This window comes from Edaphobacter bradus (genome assembly GCF_025685645.1).
GTDB lineage: Bacteria > Acidobacteriota > Terriglobia > Terriglobales > Acidobacteriaceae > Edaphobacter > Edaphobacter bradus.
In genome coordinates, this window is sequence record NZ_JAGSYF010000004.1 from 440,995 (window position 1) to 459,006 (window position 18,012).

The window sequence follows — 18,012 nt, forward strand, 5'->3', positions numbered from 1 at the left end:
GAGATGAACAAAGCGCCACGGCAGACGTTGACCGCTCCGATACGGAGAATCCGGTTTGCCTACGTGGCGCTCTTTTTCTGCTTCTGGACGTCGCTGATTGGGCTGCGGTTGGTTTGGCTGCAGGTGGTGCGGCACGGCGATTTTGTCGAGAAGGCTGCGAAGCAGCAGCAGAGGACCTTTGAAGTCGCACCGAGGCGCGGAGTGCTGTATGACCGCAATCTGAAAGAGCTGGCGATGACGGTGCTGGTAGACAGCATCTATGCCGTGCCGAACGAACTGGGCGACAACCGGGAGAATGCAGCGGAGATCCTGGCGAAGATCGTTCACGCCGACCCCAGGGACAACTTCACGTCGCAGCAGCAGATGCTGGCGCGGTTCAATGCCTCGCGGAATTTTGCGTGGGTAGCGCGTAGGGTGGATGCGGACACGGCCGACAGGATTCGTGAGCTGAATCTGAAGGGCGTTTACTTCCAGAAAGAGTTCAAGCGCTTCTATCCGAACAATGATCTTGCCGCGCAGGTGCTGGGCTATGTGGGCACCGACGATACAGGGCTTGGCGGGCTGGAGCGCGAGTTCGACGATGACATGCACGGCACTCCCGGCCACATGCTTACGGCGATTGATGCCAAGCGGCATGTGCTGGGAAGCGAAGAGAGCCAGCCGATGCCCGGCGAGAACCTGGTGCTGTCGATAGACGCGAACATTCAGTACATGGCGGAGCGGGCCCTTGATGCCCAGATGGAGAAGATGAAGGCGGCGCACGGCACCGTCGTGGTGCAGGACCCGCACACTGGCCAGATTCTCGCGCTCGCCATTGCACCGCGCTTCAATCCCAACGACCAGCGGCACATGGATGCGAGCGTGCTGACAAACCTTGCGGTGAGCGATGTCTATGAGCCGGGCTCAACCTTCAAGCTGGTTACGTACGCGGCTGCCCTGGATGCGGCGGGCGTTCAGCCGACCGATATCGTGGATTGCCAGAACGGCGCCATGACCATGTATGGCCGTACCTTGCATGACGACAGATCCGACCGATTTGGTCGGGTGACGGTGCAGTACGCGCTCGAGCATTCCAGTGACGTGGGCGCGGCGAAGATGGCGCTGAAGCTGGGAAATCAGAGGTTCTACGATTACATGCGCAGCTTCGGCTTCGGAGATCGTTCCGGCATCGAACTGCCCAGCGAGACCCGCGGTCTTTTGCGTAATCCCAAGAAATGGGGGGCGACCAGCATCCTGTCGATGGCGATCGGGCAGGAAGTCGCCGTCACGCCGGTGCAGCTGGTCACCATGGTGAGCGCGATTGCGAACGGCGGTGTGTACATGCCCCCGCATATTCTGCTTCAGTCGACTGATCAGATGAAGGGCGATGCGAGGCTGAAGCCGGCCGCTTTCCGGCCCGCCAACCAGTTGCCGTCTACGCTGCCCGATGGAGCACATCGCGTGATCAGAGAGATCACCTCTGCCAAGATGCGCATGATGATGCAGGGAATTGTCACAGAAGGCACGGGAAGGCGGGCGGCACTTAACGGCTACAGCTCTGCTGGAAAGACGGGCACGGCGCAGAAGATCGATCCTGCGACTCATACCTACTCGCACACGAAGCTTGTCGCCAGCTTCGCGGGGTTTGCTCCGGTCAGCAATCCGGCGGTCTCAATCGCAGTAGTCATCGATACTCCGACCGTGGGCACGCGATATGGAGCGGAGACGAGCGCGCCCGTCTTCGCCGAGGTTGCGCAGCAGGTGCTCGAGTACCTTGGCGTGCCGCATGATCAGCCGTTGAAGACGAAGAAAGAGCTGATCGCGCAGAATGATGTCGTCGATGACTCAGTAGCAGACAGCTCCGCCGATCTGAATGCGATGTTTGCCGACGTCAATAGTCTTCCGGCGGATGATCCGTTACGGACCCCGGCGAACGTTGGAGCAGCAACGGAGGCCGCCGCGGTTGACGAAGACAAGACTGGCTCTGCAAGAGCCGCGACGAAGGGTACGGGCAAGAGTTCGGGCGTCCTGAATCTGCTGCCGGCCAAAGTCCTGGCGGCGTTCCGCGCTGGTGGGACGACGGGCTCGTCGATGCCCGATGAGCAGAGGGCGTCGGCTGCGCTCGAGGCGTCGAAGATTGCCCCTGCGTCACAGGCGCGCGCTAATGGCGGGGTCTTGGTCGATGCCAGCAAGCACGTGGCGGTTCCGGCGTTTGATGGTGCCGCGTTGCGAGCTGTAGTGGAGAAGGCAGACTCGGTTGGGCTACGCGTGCAGGCCTTGGGGAGCGGTCTGGCGCGGGAACAGGTTCCGGCAGCCGGCACGATGGTTCCCGTGGGGACTGAGGTAGTCGTCCGGTTCGGCCGGTAGTGTTATCGCCTAAGGTCGGAGCGCGGCTGTGTGTTTGTGAGTGCGTTCAGGCAGCTTAGAATCGGTGGGTATGCAATGGAGTGAAATCTTGCTTGAGGTGGCGACGCTGGCGTGCGCGGGCGGGCCGGTGGAGGTCACCGGGGTCGCGTATGATTCGCGGCGCGTGGTGCGTGGCGACCTGTTTGTTGCGATGCGCGGTGGCAGCTCGGACGGGAACCGTTATATCGAGGCTGCGGTTGCGCATGGCGCCCTTGCCGTGATGACGGACTCGCGCGAGGCGTACGAAAAGGTGCGGCAGGAGCATCCTGAGATCGCTGCGGCACTGGTGGAGCACGGGCGGCGGGCGCTGGCAGAGGCTAGTTCGGCGGTCATGGGGCATCCTCAGAGGAAGCTTGCGCTGAGCGCAGCAACGGGGACGAACGGGAAGACGACAACGGCGTTTTTGCTGGAAGAAATGTTGCGCAGCGCAGGACGGACGTGCGTGCTGATCGGGACGATTGAGACGCACGTAGCGGGAGAGGTGAGGGAGTCGCCGCATACAACTCCGGAGAGCCGTGATGTTCTGGAGATCTTCGCCGAGGGGGTAACGGCTGGAGCGACCGAGGCCGTGATGGAGATGAGCTCGCATGCGCTGGAGCAGGAGCGGGTGTGGGGGCTGCCGGTGGAGGTCGGGATCTTTACGAACCTGACGCAGGACCACCTCGACTATCACGGGACGATGGAGAACTACTTCGCGGCGAAGACGAGGCTGTTCGAAGGAGTTGGCGCGCCTCCTCCGCGCGTTGCCGTGGTGAATGTAGACGATGCCTTTGGCGCGCGGCTCGCTGCGTCGATCGACCGATCGCAGATGTTGCGCTATGGCGTGGTGGGCAGTGGGGAGTTTCGTGCCGAGGATGTGCGGATGCGTGCGGGGGAGACGCGGTTCCGGATGATGACTCCTGTGGGGGCCGTTGAGATGCGGTCGTCGCTGACGGGGCACGTGAATGTGTACAACCTGCTGGCGGCGAGCGCGGCTGCGTGGGCGCGTGGAATGTCGCTGGAGCAGATTGCTGCAGGCGCGGCGTCCGGAGCGCAGGTTCCGGGAAGGTTCGAGGTGGTGCCTTCAAAGAACGGCGTGACTGTGGTGGTGGACTACGCTCACACAGACGACGCCCTGCGGAACCTGATCTCACTGGCACGTGAGTTGGAGAAAGAGAGCAGCGGACGTGTGATCACGCTGTTCGGCTGCGGCGGGGACCGCGACAGAACGAAGCGTCCGAAGATGGGGCGAGCGGCGGGCGAGGGAAGCGATCTGGTGGTGCTGACGAGCGACAACCCGCGCAGCGAGGAGCCGATGGCGATCATCGCGGAGGCCCTGGCTGGCGTGAAGGAGACAGAAACGGAATGCCTCGTTGAACCTGATCGCGCGAAGGCGATTGGGATTGCGATTCGCGCGGCGCGGTCGGGCGACATTGTTCTGCTTGCGGGCAAGGGGCATGAGAAGGTGCAGGTGCTGAAGGGTGCCACAGTTCCGTTTGATGACGTGGCTGTAGCTGCCGGTGTTTTGAAGGAGATTGGATGAAGCTGACGTTGGGGCAGATTGCGGATTGGATTCATGCGGAGGGGAACTTTGATACTTCAGCGGAGGCCCTGGGGTACGGGATTGATTCGCGAACGATTGGGGCCGGCGATCTGTTCTTTGCCGTGAAGGGTGAGCGCCTGGATGGGCACGACTTTGTCGCTGCAGCTCTGGCGGATGGCGCAGTGGCTGCGGTTGTCAGCATGGGTTGGATTGTGCCGGCTGACGTGGACGAGACGAAATTGCTGCGGGTTCCGGCCTGCGACGACTGTGTCCTGCTGGCGCTGCAAAAGCTGGCGCACGCGGTTCGGCGGGAGTGGGGCGGCAGAGTGATCGGCGTTACGGGCTCGGCGGGGAAGACGACGACCAAGGAGGCCGTGGCACAGGTGCTGGGGGCGCGGTCCACGGTGCTGAAGTCGCTGGGAAATCTGAACAATGCGTTTGGTCTGCCGCTGCAACTGCTTAAGCTTGAGCGCGAGCATGAGGTCGCAGTGATCGAGATGGGGATGAACCATGCGGGGGAGATCGCCGCGCTGGCAAAGATCGCGGAGCCGAACTGGGCTGTGGTGTCGAACGTTGCGCCGGTGCATATGGAGTTCTTTCCCGACGGATTGGTGGGAATCGCGCGGGCGAAGTACGAGCTGGTGGAGGCGTTGCCGAAGGATGGCGTGGCGGTACTGAACTTCGACGATCCTTATGTGAAGGAGTTCGGGCGCGGGATGGGTGGGCGCGCTGTCTATTACGGGCTTGGCGAGGGAGCCGAGGTGCGGGCCGTCGATGTGGCCGAGATCGCTGGCGAGGGTGTGGCCTTCACCGTTGAGTCGAAGAGGCAACGGGCGAGCGTGCGGTTGAAGCTGCTGGGGCGGCACAACGTTCTGAACGCGCTTGCGGCGATTGCCGTGGGGCTGCGGAGCGGGATGACGCTGCAGGAGTGCGCCGCGGCGGTTGGCGAGTTGCGCGCCGGAGACAAGCGCGGCGAGGTGCTCGAATGGCGCGGCGCGAAGCTTATCAACGACAGCTACAACTCAAACCCGCGGGCGCTGGACGCGATGGTGGATGCTCTGCTGGCGATGCCTGGGGAACGCCATATTGTGGTGGCCGGGGAGATGCTGGAGCTTGGGCCGGAGGCGGAGTCGCTGCATGCGGCATGTGGCCGGCGAATGGCCGAGCGCGGTGTCTCGGTCGTGGTGGGAGTCAGAGGCGCGGCGGAGGCGATTGTTCGGGAGGCAGGAGCGCTCGGGGTGGAGGCGGAGTTTGTGAAGGATGCGGAGGCCGCGGGAGAGTGGCTCCACAGCAATGTCAGGGTCGGCGATATTGTGTTGCTGAAGGCCTCGCGGGGAGTGCGGCTGGAGCGGGCGCTGGCTGCGCTGAGTAGCTAGCATTACTGAAAGTGCAGGTCTGTTGTGCGAATCGTCTTGGATTCGCCGAGGAAATTGCATTCCGGCGCAAGGGCGGGCGTGTTCTAAGATATCGAGAGATTGCGGCGCGCCGGGAAGCCGCGGTTTTTACGTGGATTTGATCGTGAGATAAAGGCGGACGTTTTGCTCTATTGGCTGCTCTACCAGAAGTTATTTCCTTACTTTCGTCTCTTTCGCATCTTTCGCTATCTGACGTTTCGCACGGTGTTTGCGAGCCTTACGGCGCTGCTGATCGGTCTGCTGATCGGCCCGTATGTGATTGAGCGGCTTAGGGAGTTTCAGATCGGCCAGTACATCCGCGAAGAGGGGCCGCAGTCGCACCAGAAGAAGAGCGGCACGCCAACGATGGGCGGGGTGCTGATCTGTATCTCGATCTTGGTGCCAACGCTATTGTGGTCGGATCTGTCGAATCCATTTGTATGGATCGTGATGCTGTCGACGCTGGCGTTTGGAGCGATCGGGTTCGCCGACGACTACATCAAAGTGGTGCACCGGCGGAACCTCGGACTCACAGCCAGGGAGAAGCTGGGGCTGCAACTGCTGGCAAGCTGCGGAGTTGCGATCGCGCTGCTGCGGCTGCAGGCACATGGCAACTATTCGACCAGGCTGATGTTCCCCTTCCTGAAGCGCTTTCGTCCGGACATGGTCTGGGACTGGATTGGGCATGTTCCGCATATGCACTGGCTGGCCTATCTGCCATTCGTGGTGTTCGTGATGCTGGTTATCGCCTTCTCCAGCAATGCGGTGAACCTGACGGACGGGCTGGACGGGCTCGCGATCGGCTGCACGATTGTTGCGGCCGGCGCGCTGACGATGCTGACCTATGTGAGCGGGCATGTGGTCTTTAGCGACTATCTTGAGCTGCAGCGCATGCCGATGGTGAGCGAGTTGACGGTCTTCTGCGGGGCGATGGTGGGGGCGAGCATCGGGTTCCTCTGGTACAACGCGCATCCGGCGGAGATCTTCATGGGCGATGTGGGAAGCCTGGCGTTGGGCGGAGCAATCGGGACAGTCGCAGTGGCGATCAAGCAGGAGCTGCTGCTGCCGTTCATTGGCGGCGTATTCATCATGGAGGCCGTGAGTGTGATGTTGCAGGTGGGAAGCTATAAACTGCGCAATGGCAAGCGCATCTTTAAAATGGCTCCGCTGCACCATCACTTTGAGCTGATGGGGTGGTCGGAGTCGAAGGTGATTGCGCGGTTCTGGATTCTGGCGCTGATCTTTGCGCTGTTGGCGTTGACGACTTTGAAGCTGCGGTGAGGACGTGGATAGATGATGGATTTGAAGAATAAGCGCGTACTGGTTGTGGGGTTAGGGAAGTCGGGGCTTTCGGCGGCTATGTTTCTGCGCAAGCTGGGCGCGCGCGTGACGGTGAGCGATGCGCGCAGCGCGGTGGCGTTCGCGAAGGAGATCCCGGCGCTGCTCGATGCGGGAATCATGGTCGAGAGCGGAGGCCATGGGCTGTTGACGTTTCGGCGGCAGGACCTGATCGTGGTCTCGCCGGGCGTGCCGATGGATACGCCTGAGGTGAGGCAGGTTATCGGCTATGGGATGGACGTGATTGGCGAGCTGGAGCTGGCGAGCCGGTTTCTGCAGGGGCAGGTGATTGCGATTACAGGGTCGAACGGCAAGACGACGACGACGACCCTCGTGGGGAAGATCCTGAGCGATGGGGGGCTGCCGACACAGGTGGGCGGCAATATCGGGCTGCCTGTGATCGACCTGGTGGCAGGGAGCACGCCGGAGACTAAGAATGTGCTGGAAGTGTCGAGCTTTCAACTGGAGACGGTCGTCGAGTTTCATCCGCAGATCGCGGTGGTGCTGAACATCACTCCGGACCATCTGGACCGTCATGGCAGCTTTGAGGCGTATGCGGGCGCGAAGGCAAGGATCACGGAGCGGCAGACGGCGGAAGACTTCCTCATACTGAACGCCGAGGACAAGCCGGCGCAGATGATCGCGGCGAAGACTAAGGCGCAGATTTACTGGTTCAGTCTGCGCAGGCCAATTAAGCAAGGTGCGTTTGTGCACGGCGAGAGCATTGTGTTTGTACCTCGCGAGGGCGCGAAGGCAGAGCCGGTGATGCCCGTGAGGGAGATCGGGCTGAAGGGCTCGCACAACGTGGAGAACGTGCTGGCTGCGGTGTGCGTGGCGCGTCTTGCCGGAGTTGCGCCGGAGAAGATTCGGGGTTCGGTGGCGAGCTTCAAGGCCGTGGAACACAGGCTGGAGTTTGTGCGGGTGCTGAATGGGGTGGAGTACTTCAACGACTCGAAGGCGACGAATGTTGACGCGACGATGAAGGCGGTCGCGTCGTTTCCGCGGGGAATTCACCTGATTCTCGGCGGCAAGGACAAGGACTCCGACTACGCGGAGCTTGCGTCGCTGCTGAAGGAGCGGGTGAAGGCTGTTTATACGATTGGTTCTGCAGCGGAAAAGATTGAGCAGCAGTTGAGCGGAGTCGTGAAGATGGTGGGAGCAGGAACGATCAATATTGCGGTCCGCGAGGCCCAGAAGGCCGCAGTTCCTGGAGATGTTGTGCTGCTGGCGCCGGCCTGTTCTAGCTTCGATCAGTTTGAGAACTACGAGCATCGCGGGCGTACCTTTCGGCAGATCGTGAATGAGTTGAGCTGAGAGCAGCGGGAAGCGAAGTTGAGCGATGGCGAAGAGAGTAGGGGTGGACAAGTGGCTCTTCGGAGTGGTGCTGCTACTGGTGCTGTTTGGGCTGGTGATGGTCTTCTCCGCCTCGGCTGTGATGGCGAAGGCGGAGTATGGTTCTCCTTATCAATTCATGCTGAGGCAGGCTGGCTGGGCCGTTGTGGGTATGATCGCGCTGGCCCTGCTGATGCAGGTGGACTACCGGCGATACAACAATCCTAAGGTTGTGTTTACTGCGGTCGGGATCACACTGGTGCTGCTGATCGGCGTTTTTGCGATGCGCGATTCGCACAACACACATCGCTGGTTCCGGTTCGGCTTCATGAGCTTTCAGCCTTCGGAGCTGGCTAAGCCCACGCTGGTCCTGTTTCTTGCGTACTTTCTGCAGACGCGCATCCACAAGATGGACGACTGGCGCGGAACGATTTTGAAGGCGGCGCTGCCTCCGCTAATCTTTGTGGCGCTGATCCTGAAGGAGCCGGACCTTGGCACAGCGATTGTGTGCGTGGCGGTGACGGCTCTGATGCTGTACCTTGCCGGATTGCAGGTCAGGTATCTCGGCATTGGGGTGTTGTGCGCGACTCCCGTGCTGTATTACATGTTGTTCCGCGTGCCGTGGCGTCGGGCCAGAATGCTGGCTTATCTGAATCCTGAGGCCGATCCACGGGGGACGGGGTTCCATATTCTCCAGTCGCTGATCGCGGTTGGCACGGGCGGAATCCGTGGACTGGGATTGATGGAGGGAAGGCAGAAGCTGTTCTATCTGCCGGAGCCGCATACGGACTTCATCTACGCGAACGTGTGCGAGGAACTAGGACTGATTGGCGCGCTGCTGCTGATTGCGCTGTTTGTCGCGCTGGGATATCGCGGGCTGCGGGCGGCGTATCTCTCGACCGATCCGTTTGCGAGGTTTCTGGCCTTCGGGCTTACGACGACGGTGTTGATCCAGGCGTTCTTCAACATGAGCGTTGTGGTGGCGCTGCTGCCGACCAAGGGAATCACGCTACCGTTCGTCTCGTTTGGTGGTACGTCTCTGTTTGTGATGCTGGCGAGTATGGGCGTGCTGCTGAATGTGACTCGTGAGATCGACTGAGGCGGCTGTGTTGCGAGTTCTGATTGCAGGTGGTGGAACTGGCGGGCATGTGATTCCGGCGCTCGCATTTGCGCGGGAGCTGCGCGATGCGCATGGAGCTGAAGTGCGGTTTGTAGGGACCGCGCGCGGGATGGAGACGCGGCTGGTGCCTGAGGCGGGCTTTCCGCTGGAGTTGATTCGCGTAGGACAGTTGAAGAATGTGGGCCTCGCAACGCGGGCGCGGACGCTGTTCGATCTGCCGCTGGGCGTGATGCGCTGCGTGGAGTTGCTGCGGAGCTTCAAGCCCAATGTGGTGGTGGGGGTTGGTGGGTATGCGTCGGGGCCGGCAATGATGGCGGCGATTCTGCTGCGCGTTCCTACGTTGGCCTTTGAGCCGAACGCTGTTCCCGGGCTGGCGAACCGGTTGGTGGGCAAGTGGGTGAATGCGGCGGCGGTGAACTTCGCAGAGACCTGCCGGTATTTTCGCAATGCGCATGTGACAGGGATTCCGCTTAGATCGGAGTTCTTTGCAGTTGAGCCCAGGCCGACCAACCTGGAGCAGCCGCTGCATCTGCTGGTCTTCGGTGGAAGCCAGGGAGCGCGTATCTTCAACGAGGTTCTGCCGCGAATTGCGTCGCAGTTGCTGGAGAGGGTGCCGGGTCTCACGATTCTGCACCAGGCCGGCGCCAGGTTCGGAAAGACGACCGAAGAGGCATATCGCGCGAATGTGGCAGACTCGAGTCGCTGGCAGGTGGCGGAGTTCCTCGACGATATGCCGAGGAGATTTGCCGAGGCCGACCTCATTCTGTGCCGTAGCGGAGCGAGTACGGTCGCGGAACTCGCTGCTGCAGGACGAGCGTCGCTCCTTGTACCCTTTCCGGGAGCGGCGGATGACCACCAGCTTCGCAATGCTGAGGTGTTCGTGGCGGCAGGGGCCGCGGAGCTGAGGGTGCAGGGCTCGGATGAACTGATGACGGGTTTCCTTCTCGAGGACCTGTCGGGTCTGCTGCGGGACTCAGCGAGGCGGTCCGAGATGGGGCGTAAGGTGAAGAGGCTGGCCCATCCGAATGCGGTGCGAGAGATTGGGCAGATGATTGTGGAGTTGGCTCGGCGCGGGTGAAGTCTGAAATTGCGATTGTTCATCGCGCCTTCGAGAATTAAATGAGAATGGGCTGAGGAGGTTCTCCTCAGCCCGGTTGGTTTTCTGGGTAGGTTGGCTAGCGATGTCCGCCGCCGCCGCCGTGGAAGCCACCTCCACCACCGCCGCCATGGAAGCCGCCGCCACCGCCGAAACCGCCACCGCCGAAACCACCGCCGTGGAAGCCGCCGCCACCGCCGTAGCCGCTGTTACCGTGGAAGCCGCCACCGCCGAAGCCGCCGTTGCCACGGAAGCTGCTACCACCACCGACGAAGCCACTGTTGCCACGGAAGCTCCCGCCTCCGCCGTAGCTGGGGCGGGGCTGCGCGCTGGCGAAATTACCCATTGAGCGTCCCTGGCTGGGCATCGCGAAGTTATGCGATGTATTACCGGAGAAGTTGTGGCCGGTATTGAAGTTGCCGTTGTACGCTGGACGAGCCGTGTTGCCGAAGCCGCCATTGTGGTTGGTTCCCACAGAGGTGCGGTTGAAGCCTGCGCCGCGGTTTCCGAAGTTGTTACCCGCGAAGTTGTGGCCGTTCACGTACGATCCACGGTTGCCGTTGCCGCCAAAGTCTCTTCCGGTGTGGACGAAGCCCGGGCCGCCGGGGCGTCCGTCAAAGCCGCGGAAGGGGCGGTTGTAGACATTATGGTAGCCGCCGAAGCCGTGGCCGAAGTGGTTATAGCAGCTGTTGTACCAGAAGTGTCCGCCACGCCAGAATCCGCCGTAGAAGCCTGTTCCGAAGTATCCAAAGCCGTAGTTAAGGCCACCGTAGTAGCCGACGAATGGTCCCCAGTATCCGGCGTTCCAGAAGTAGCCGTAAGGGCCCCAGCCCCAGTAGCCGGGCGTCCAGAGGGCTCCGGCGTAAGGCGGATAGACCCAGGCGCCATTGACCCACTCGTAGCCGTCCTCGGTCCAGGCCCAGTAGCCTGGCGTCCAGATGTAGCCATCGCCAGGGATTTCAGGTTGCGCGTAGACGGGAATGGCAGGCGGAGCGATCGATACGAAAACTGATGCGTGTGACGCCGCGGGAGCAGCGAAGAGCAGGGCCCCAGCCAACGCTACTGCGCCAACCAGGTTACTGAGACGGCGGAAGAGCTTCATATTTTTGCCTTGCCGGCCGGGCCTTCGTTTCTGTCCGTTCTTTCTGGGCTTCGAGGACGGCTGACTGAGGTTCCTGCCCGGTTAGCGTTTCCGGATCAGGCACTCATTCTATTAGACACAACGGGGATTGTTTTGTTGCATAAGAGTGAACAGCGGTTCAGCCCACTCCCCCCCGGGGTGTTTGGCGTAAAGTATTGATTCTATTTGGCTTGACTATGGGGCGTGGGTATAAAATATTCAAAACAAAGGGGTTGCAGGTCAAAATATTCAAACGAAATGGGTTATGGCTAAGAGGAAAGGTTCGGATTTCCGGGGCCTTGCTCTATTTCAATTCTAGCAAGTTCGGGAAACTGGTCTGCCACTTGGAAGCTGTTTGTTTTGATTGGGTTGAGTGGATTGGGGGCTTGACAAGATTTTCTGTGGAAAACTCGCAGGTTAGCGCGCAGCACATGCTCCGGTCGAAATGACGGTCATTGGCTGGTTGGGGGGGAAGGCAAGGTTCCTCCCGTTCGACTTCGCTCAGGGCAGGCTGCTGCAACAAGAAAGGGAACTGCAAAGGCGAACGCAAAGAGCGCAAAGGTTGCGCGAAGATCGCAGAGGAACGGCAGCCGGAACAGCAGGCAATGGCAACAACTAACGTGAGGGTCTGCAACGGCGTAGGATTTGGCCAGGATTTCTAGAGAAGGTGGGAGGACGTGATGGCGATGGCAGCGATCGCGGCGGTTTCGGCTCGGAGGATGCGAGGGCCGAGGGTGACGTGCTGCCACATGTGACTGGTGAAGAGGGCCATCTCTTCGGCGGTCCAGCCGCCTTCGGGACCGATGGCGAGTGCGATGTTGGAGAGTGGGGAGCTGGCGAGCGCGGCGGCGATTGTTGTGGCCTGCTCCGTCTCTGAGAGGAGGATTCGCGTGGGGCTGGTCTCGCGCTCGAGGGTGAGCTTGAGCGGAGCGGGGTCTTCAATGGAGGGGATGGTGGTGCGGCGCGATTGCTTGGAGGACTCGAGGGCGATGCGGCGCCAGCGTTCGGCGCGCTTGGGGGCGGATTGGGCGAGATGCTTGTCGGTGCGGCGCGCGAGGATGGGGGTGATGCGGGCGACGCCTAGCTCGGTGGCCTTTTCGATGGCCCACTCCATGTGGTCGAACTTGAACACGGCGAGTAGCAGGTGAAGGGGAAGCGCGGTGTCTGATTCGAGCTCTTCGTGGAGGGTGAAGACGACCTCGGAGTCCTTGTCATCGCCGCCGGCGCTGACGGACGTGATCTCGGCGCGGTGGAGGAAGCCGCCTGCGACGACGTCGAAGATCTGGCCGGGCGTTGCGCGAAGGACGCGGGCGAGGTGAGCGGCCTGGTCACCAGTAAGCGTTGCGGTGGTGGCGGTCCAGGTGTCGGCGATCCAGCGGCGGCGGGTCATTCCTGCTCGGAGGGCTTGTCCTGATCGGTACCTTGAGAGTGGGTAGCGGCCGCCTTGCTGCTTTCGATCGGAATTGTGATGGAGAGCGGGCCCTGATGGTAGAGATGTACCTGGAGGACGGCGGATTGGCGATGTTGCCAGACTTCGAGAGTCACGGGGAAGTGCAGCAGAAGCATTCCATCGGCGGACTTGCTGGGCCCGATGAAGGTCTCGCGCAGCAGAGGCTCTGATGCGAGGGGCCGGATGGCCGGAAAGACGGCGTAGATGTTTTCGAGGTCGGCCTTCTCGGCCGCGCTCGAGTCGAACTGCTGACCGTCGGAGGTGATGAGCGTCGCGGTGAAGTCCTTGATGAAGAGCGGCAGGTTGAGGCGGTCCTGAATGTGGAGGTTCGTCAGGACGTAGAGATCGTCCTCGGTCTTGTCGCTGCCGACGACCAGGGAGTCAGACTTGAAGACGGTGTGGGCGGGATAGACAGCGGTGTGTGTAATGGCGAGGTCGGCCGTCCGATGAGGGGTGTAGCGGAGGACCAGAGCAATAGCGATGCCGAGGACCACGAAAGCGATGAGAACGGGGGCCAGGAGGTTGCGGCGGTCGGGATGGATTAGTTGGAGTTCGGACACGGGTTTTGTTCAGGTCGTAGAGCGCCATTTTATACCGTAAGCACCTGCACGTGTGCAATACACGGAGAGCTAGAGACTAGGTAATGCTTGCGGTGTAGAGGCCTTTTCACAGAGGAGAAGCACTTCAGCGGCCAAAGCCGCAATGACGGCTTTGAGCAAGGCAAAGTCCTTGAATGCAGTGCTGCGAGGTTCAGGCCGGGCCCTTCTGAACGGCGTACTCATCTAGCAGGACGGAGAGGAGGGCGGCCGTGGGGACGGCGACAAGCGCTCCGACTACGCCGGCGAGGGAAGTGCCAAGGAGGAGCGAGACGAGGATGGTGAGGCCCATGAGATTGACGCTGGAGCGCATGATGCGGGGGATGAGGTAGGCGTTCTCGACGTTGACGTAGACGAGGTAGAAGGCGAGGACGGCAGCCATCTTGGTCCAGGAGTCGAGTGCGGCAACCCCGGCTGAGAGGCAGATGGTGATGATGCCTCCGGCGACGGGGATGATGTTGAAGAGGCCCATGAGGAAGCCGAGGAGAAGGAAATAGCGAACGTGCAGGAGTCCGAAGACGATGGTGCTGGAGATGCCGAGGATGAGCATGAGCAGGCCCTGTCCGAGGAGCCATTTACTGATCTTCTGGTTGGCGCGCTGGAGGGTGGCGTCGAGACGGAGGCGTTGCGGGAGGGGGAACAGAGAAAGGAAAAAGCGGTAGGCGTGCTCGCCCTCAAGCATGAAGTAGATGCAGAGGAAAGCGGCGGTGAGGATGTCGAAGAGGTGCGAGAGCCAGAGAGGAAGCGAGGTAAGGAGATAGCTGGCTGTGGCGGCGAGGGCGCCTTCGGCGCGGGTAACGATGGCGTCGACGTTGAGCCTGTCGACGAAGGGAAGCTTGTGAAACTTCGCAACGAAGGCGGGGATGCGGCCGGGAAGCTCGTCGGTGAATTGGGTGAGATCGCGCAGAACGGGAGGAAGTCCCACCGTGAAAAAAGCGCCGAGGAGGAGCGTGGCTCCGACAAAGAGGATCAGGATGGCGACCGGACGGGAGGGATGCCAGTTGCGGACCTTGAACTCTGTGATGCGGTCGACGGCGGGCATGAGAACGGCAGCAAAGAGGGCGCTGACGTAGAGGATAACCAGCTCCTTGAGGAGGACCCAGGCGAGCGCCAGGAGGAGCAGGACGCCGATGGTGAAGAGGATGTTGCCGCGAACGGCGCCTCGAGAACGTTTCTCTTCGTCACGCATTGGTTCGTGCAGTGAGGTAGCCAGCGTTGTCTCCTGCGGTACGGGAGTAGGATGCTGCAACTATGCCGCCGTGGGGCCTAGGGGCGGGAGTGCGGAGTTTGATTCAGGGTTGTCTCTTCAGGGCCAGCAGCAGGGCATCGACGGTCTGCTCGGGTGTGTGCTCCGAGGTTTCAATGGTGAGCTGCGCGAGGCGGGCATAGAGGGGATGGCGGTGGGCGAAGCGGAGCTCAGCGGCGGCGGGGTCCTGGAGGACAGGACGGGCGATGTCCTGGAGCATGCAGCGGTCAAAGAGAGTGGGGAATGGGGCGTCAAGGAAGATGGTGAAGGTCCCGGGGGTCTGCTCGATCAGAAGGCGATTAGTGAGGCTTTCAGGGGCGCCTCCGCCGAGCGCGAGGACGGTGTAGGTGGCTGAGAGGGCCGAGGCGAGGGCGGTGGACTCGAGGCGGCGGAAGCGAGCTTCTCCGTGGCGCTCGAAGAGCTCGGGGATGGTGGCTCCGGCGCGGCGCTCAAGGTGGGTGTCGACATCGAGGAAGTTCCAGCCGAGACGCGAGGCGAGCAGGCGACCGATGGTGGATTTGCCGGCCCCCATGAAGCCGGTGAGCACGAGCCGCTTGACGTGCGAGGGCAACTCAGCGGGTGTGACGATTGCCGGGGTGAGAGTATCGGTCGTGGTGGCGGGCGTCATGGGACTCTCCAAAGTGTAGTTGCTGGGGTTGATGTTGCGGCAAAGCAAAAGCCGCGACCTTTGGGGTCGCGGCTCGGGAAGATCGATGACTCTGAGGATTTAGCTCATTTCAGAGGTGCATGCGTTCCGCCGGCCGCGACTGTGCCAATACCAGTAGCAGTAGCTAAATCGGCCGGTGTGGAGGTGGTTCAACATGCTGGCGATAGGCTACACGAGGCCGGGCGGCGACGCAAGCGGGTTTTCAGGCACTCGCTGGAGCCTTCAGCCGCGGTTTGCGAGAATGCTCCGCCAAACGGGCTGGAACTGATTTGGTTTCAGCGCCGTGAGGTGATGCAATGTCCTACGCGAGGAACCGGGGTCAGACAGGCTCGGCCTTGAGGGGCGGCGCAGGTGTCTGGGTTCGTTCGGTGTCGATGCTCTCCTGGATCTTCTTCCAGACGTCGTCGCTCGGGTCTTCGTCGACCTGCTGGAGCAGAAGACTGGCCTGCTCGGCGATGTACTGGAGGTCGCGAACCAGGGCAGAGCAGTTGTCGCAGGTCCCCAGATGTTCGTGGAGAGCGCCGTCAGGAATCTGATGGGAACCAGAGGCGAAGAGATCAGGCAGTTGTTCTTGAAATTCCGCACAGGACATAGGAGCAGGGGAACCGTGATTGTTGTTGGATGTCATAGTGCCGCCTCCTTGAGGTCGGCCTCCTTGGTGGATTCGGGCTGACGGAGTAGCTCTCGGAGTTTGAGTCGTGCTTTGTGAAGTTGCGATTTGCTGTTGCCGGTGGAGCATTCGAGCATGCCGGCGATCTCGTTGTGCTCGAAGCCTTCGACGTCGTGGAGGACGAAGACCATGCGGTAACCGGGAGGCAGTGAGGCGACAGCGCGCTCGAGGGCGACACGGTCGACCGAGCCGGCCAGATGCGGATCGCGGCTGCCGAAGTCACGCTTGGGCGCGTCCTCTTCAGAAGGGTTGATGGTCTCTTCAAGAGAGACGAGTTGCAGGCCCTTCTTGCGCAGGTGCATGAGGACGAGGTTGACCGTGAGGCGGTGCAGCCAGGTGGAGAAGGCGCTCTCGCCGCGGAAGCTGCCGATCTTGCGGAAGAGGTGGAGGAAGGCCTCCTGGGTCATGTCCTCGGCTTCAGAGACGTTGCCGAGCATGCGGAGGCATAGCGTGTAAACCCGGCGCTTATGCAGCGCATAAAGGCGGGAGAACGCTTCGGCGTCACCGGCCTTGGCGCGTTCAATCGCCTCAGTTTCGCCTGCAATGGGAGGATTTCGTTTGAACAACCCTGGAACGGTTTTATTTTCTGTCATCGGTAGGTTCTGGAGATCCATGGCTAGACTCCCGGGTTGGGGGTACTTGTCTTCCCCGTTTCGTTTTTGCCTTCCAAAAGCCTACTTGAAATAGTCGGGATTTTTCATCATCAGAAGATTTAGAGTGCGAGTTGGGAGAAAAGGTTGTGTGGCTGGAATGGCGTAAGCGATTGATGATACTATGGTTGTCGCGAATAAGTGGCCTGAAAAGGCTCAGGAGCCGATAAAGCGGGCGTACAGGGAGCGGGCGAGGGCGACGTCAGTGGTGCCCTGGATGATGGCCCTTCCGTCGGCGAAGAGGGTCAGAGTGTGGGGCGGGCGCTCGAAGCGGAGCAGGAGGTTGTTGAAGCGGACATCGCCGTGGGGGGCGAGGCGGTCGCGCATGGCGGCGAAGTCGACTGGGCGGTGGTGTTCGTGGATCTGGACGGAGTTGCGGCCGCACAGAGTGATGTGGGGGCGGCCTTCGCCGGAGAGATGGGTGAAGACACGTCCGCCGCAGACCTCGCAGTCCGGGCGGGAGTGAGCGGCGGTGATCTCGGAGCGCTCTGCTGTCCAGAGATCGAAGGAGAGGAGAGTTCGGCGCATGTGTTGAGGCTGGCCGGTGAGGAATTTTAGGGCTTCTGTGACCTGGAGGGAGGCGGCAAGGTTGACGGCGGTGGCTAGGATGCCGGACGTGTCGCAGGTCTCAACCGGGCCGGAGGGCGGCTTGGGGAAGATGCAGGCGAGGCAGGCGGTGGGCTCCCAGGTTTCGGAGGATTCGGGCGCTGCGGGGAGGATGTTCATGGTGGCGGCGTAGGAGCCGATGGCCGCGGCGTAGATCCAAGGCTTGGACTGCTGGACGGCGAAGTCATTGAGGAGATAGCGCGTCTCGAAGTTGTCGGTGGCGTCGAGAATGATCTGGGCGGGGCCGAGGAGCTCGGCGACGTTGGCCGGGACAAGGTCGGCGATGTGCGCGTTGACGCGGATGGTGGAGTTGAAGAGGGCGATTTTGCGGCGGGCGGCCTCGGCCTTGGGGAGCGAGTCGAGCGCGTCCTGTTCGTCGAATAGAATCTGGCGCTGAAGATTGGAGGGTTCGACGAAGTCTCGGTCGATTAGGGTGAGGGTTCCGACGCCGGCCCGGGCGAGGAGCGAGGCTGCGGCTGCGCCTGTGGCTCCACAGCCGACGATGGCGGCGTGAGATGTTGCGAGGCGGCGCTGGCCTTCAACTCCAATGCCGGAGAAGAGAACCTGGCGGGAGTAACGCTCCTGATCGTCGATGGTGGCCGGGACGGGTTCTTGCACAGTGTGGGACATGCTGATGGCTTTCTACGCCCGAAGACGCTGCTCTTCCGTAGTATAGGGAATGGACCGGGATGGAGGGGGCCGACCGCCAATCTGGTAAGGGTTTCCGCATCCGTGCGGTGTGAACCTCAATGGAAGCAGAGAGGGGCGCAGGCGCGGCTCGCAGGGCAGCGAGAGGCGCCTGTGGTGCAGGAAAAACGGA

The 18,012-nt window shown here is 61.5% G+C and carries 15 protein-coding genes; 7 read left to right on the plus strand and 8 right to left on the minus strand.

Annotated elements, in window-relative coordinates; genetic code table 11:
- Positions 1-3 precede the first annotated feature (3 nt).
- The 7 genes from OHL16_RS16915 (at position 4) to murG (ending at position 10,169) form a co-directional block, all read left to right on the plus strand.
- A complete protein-coding gene (locus tag OHL16_RS16915; RefSeq protein ID WP_263368359.1) occupies positions 4-2,346 on the plus strand; it encodes a penicillin-binding transpeptidase domain-containing protein in 2,343 nt (780 codons plus the stop codon).
- 97 nt (positions 2,347-2,443) lie between these two features.
- The gene (locus tag OHL16_RS16920) at positions 2,444-3,907 is read left to right on the plus strand and encodes a UDP-N-acetylmuramoyl-L-alanyl-D-glutamate--2,6-diaminopimelate ligase (protein WP_317891086.1); all 1,464 of its coding nucleotides are present in this window, start codon (positions 2,444-2,446) and stop codon (positions 3,905-3,907) included.
- On the plus strand, positions 3,904-5,283 hold the full coding sequence (locus OHL16_RS16925) for a UDP-N-acetylmuramoyl-tripeptide--D-alanyl-D-alanine ligase (protein ID WP_263368361.1): 1,380 nt from the start codon (positions 3,904-3,906) through the stop codon (positions 5,281-5,283). The genes OHL16_RS16920 and OHL16_RS16925 overlap by 4 nt, the downstream gene beginning before the upstream one ends.
- A gap of 162 nt (positions 5,284-5,445) precedes the next feature.
- A complete protein-coding gene (mraY, locus tag OHL16_RS16930; protein ID WP_263368362.1) occupies positions 5,446-6,582 on the plus strand; it encodes a phospho-N-acetylmuramoyl-pentapeptide-transferase in 1,137 nt (378 codons plus the stop codon).
- Positions 6,583-6,597: 15 nt separating this feature from the next.
- The gene (gene murD, locus OHL16_RS16935) at positions 6,598-7,953 is read left to right on the plus strand and encodes a UDP-N-acetylmuramoyl-L-alanine--D-glutamate ligase (protein WP_263368512.1); all 1,356 of its coding nucleotides are present in this window, start codon (positions 6,598-6,600) and stop codon (positions 7,951-7,953) included.
- Between the two features lie 25 nt (positions 7,954-7,978).
- The gene (ftsW, locus tag OHL16_RS16940; protein ID WP_263368363.1) at positions 7,979-9,070 is read left to right on the plus strand and encodes a putative lipid II flippase FtsW; all 1,092 of its coding nucleotides are present in this window, start codon (positions 7,979-7,981) and stop codon (positions 9,068-9,070) included.
- A complete protein-coding gene (gene murG / locus OHL16_RS16945) occupies positions 9,057-10,169 on the plus strand; it encodes an undecaprenyldiphospho-muramoylpentapeptide beta-N-acetylglucosaminyltransferase (RefSeq protein WP_263368364.1) in 1,113 nt (370 codons plus the stop codon). The genes ftsW and murG overlap by 14 nt, the downstream gene beginning before the upstream one ends.
- 97 nt (positions 10,170-10,266) lie before the next feature.
- On the opposite strand, the gene OHL16_RS16950 is transcribed toward murG, so the two are convergent.
- From OHL16_RS16950 to OHL16_RS16985, 8 genes are all read right to left on the minus strand, one after another.
- Entirely contained in the window at positions 10,267-11,289 is a 1,023-nt protein-coding gene (locus OHL16_RS16950; RefSeq protein ID WP_263368365.1) for a YXWGXW repeat-containing protein, read from the minus strand.
- 676 nt (positions 11,290-11,965) lie between these two features.
- Positions 11,966-12,697, minus strand: a complete 732-nt coding sequence (locus OHL16_RS16955) for an RsmE family RNA methyltransferase (RefSeq protein ID WP_263368366.1) — start codon at positions 12,695-12,697, stop codon at positions 11,966-11,968.
- On the minus strand, positions 12,694-13,317 hold the full coding sequence (locus OHL16_RS16960) for a hypothetical protein (protein WP_263368367.1): 624 nt from the start codon (positions 13,315-13,317) through the stop codon (positions 12,694-12,696). The genes OHL16_RS16955 and OHL16_RS16960 overlap by 4 nt, the downstream gene beginning before the upstream one ends.
- Positions 13,318-13,507: 190 nt before the next feature.
- Complete coding sequence (locus OHL16_RS16965; RefSeq protein WP_263368368.1) at positions 13,508-14,602, minus strand: AI-2E family transporter; 1,095 nt, start codon at positions 14,600-14,602, stop codon at positions 13,508-13,510.
- Between the two features lie 43 nt (positions 14,603-14,645).
- Positions 14,646-15,227 carry a shikimate kinase gene (locus tag OHL16_RS16970; RefSeq protein ID WP_263368369.1) on the minus strand — a complete coding sequence of 194 codons (582 nt, stop codon included), beginning with the start codon at positions 15,225-15,227 and terminating at the stop codon, positions 14,646-14,648.
- A 358-nt stretch (positions 15,228-15,585) separates the two neighbouring features.
- Entirely contained in the window at positions 15,586-15,894 is a 309-nt protein-coding gene (locus OHL16_RS16975) for a hypothetical protein (protein WP_263368370.1), read from the minus strand.
- Positions 15,891-16,529: an RNA polymerase sigma factor gene (locus OHL16_RS16980; protein WP_263368371.1), complete on the minus strand. Its 639-nt coding sequence runs from the start codon at positions 16,527-16,529 to the stop codon at positions 15,891-15,893. The genes OHL16_RS16975 and OHL16_RS16980 overlap by 4 nt, the downstream gene beginning before the upstream one ends.
- A gap of 213 nt (positions 16,530-16,742) precedes the next feature.
- Positions 16,743-17,822, minus strand: coding sequence for a ThiF family adenylyltransferase (locus tag OHL16_RS16985; RefSeq protein WP_263368372.1), 1,080 nt, complete (start codon positions 17,820-17,822; stop codon positions 16,743-16,745).
- Positions 17,823-18,012: the final 190 nt, after the last annotated feature.